Annotated in this window: 2 protein-coding genes; both read right to left on the minus strand. The window is 56.8% G+C overall.

Annotated features, from left to right (window positions below; translation table 11 throughout):
* On the minus strand, nucleotides 1-227 hold a 227-nt coding region (locus A3730_RS20425), incomplete at its 3' end, for a beta-ketoacyl synthase N-terminal-like domain-containing protein (protein WP_304439515.1).
* Nucleotides 228-236: 9 nt separating this feature from the next.
* Nucleotides 237-764 (minus strand): 3-hydroxyacyl-[acyl-carrier-protein] dehydratase FabA, encoded by a 528-nt coding sequence (gene fabA / locus A3730_RS20430; RefSeq protein ID WP_039926983.1) that lies wholly within the window; start codon nucleotides 762-764, stop codon nucleotides 237-239.
* Nucleotides 765-1,082: the final 318 nt, after the last annotated feature.

The raw sequence follows: 1,082 nt of genomic DNA on the forward strand, positions 1-1,082 counted from the left end.
TAGGCGTAGGCAGCCGCATCGCCCATAAAGCGGCGTGGCTTGCGGTCAATGAAGTCGTCCAGCTGGATAGTGGGTGTGCCTGCTACCTGGCTGCGCATGCCGATTTCCTGGTATTCCTCTTTAAAGCGAATACCGGAGCGGCCTTCCCGCAATGAACGGGTGACGCTGTCTGTGTCGTTGCCCAGACAGGAGACAATGCCCATCCCGGTGATTACTACGCGGCGCATGAGTCGCTCCTAAAAACCGTCGGTGGAAGTGAACAGGCCAACTTTCAGGTCGTCGGCCTGGTAGATGTCTTTCCCGTCCACGGACACGGTGGCATCGGCCAGGCCGAGCACCAGTTTGCGGGAAATGACCCGTTTCAGGTCGATTCGGTAAGTCAGTTTCTTGGCAGTGGGCAGCACCTGGCCAGAAAACTTCACATTGCCCACGCCCAGAGCGCGCCCACGGCCCGGGTTGCCCACCCAGCCCAGGAAAAAGCCCAGCAATTGCCAGGTGGCATCCAGGCCCAGGCAGCCCGGCATCACCGGGTCACTTTCGAAGTGGCAATCGAAGAACCAGAGGTCCGGCCGGATATCCAGCTCGGCAACGATTTCGCCTTTGCCGTATTTGCCGCCCTGTTCGCTGATATGGGTGATGCGGTCCATCATCAGCATGTTGGGTAAAGGCAGTCGCGCATTGCCGGGGCCAAACAGCTCACCGTGCGCACAGGCGAGGAGGTCCTCGCGAGAATAGGAAGATTTCTGTGTTGTCGTAGTGCTCAAAGTCTTACTCCATGCAGGCCAGGGCGGCGCATTTTGAGTATATGGATTATTTGTGACGTTTTATCTTCAGCGCGGTGACACCCTGTCATGTAAGCGCTGATAGTAGCAAAGCGAAGTGAGAGCATACGAATAGCAACCGTCTCAAAATATGTCTTGGCGCCGTTTTACCGAAAATGACCGATGAACGGAGTGAAATGACCGCTGTCTATCTTCTTGTACCGCTCAGGGGGTCTTTTCATTGCGGCACCGCCACGGACTTGCAATTGCCGGACCATCTACCGATGCTATGCGCGCCGGATCGCGCCAAATAGCCGCGTC

This window comes from Alcanivorax sp. HI0044, from assembly GCF_001634945.1.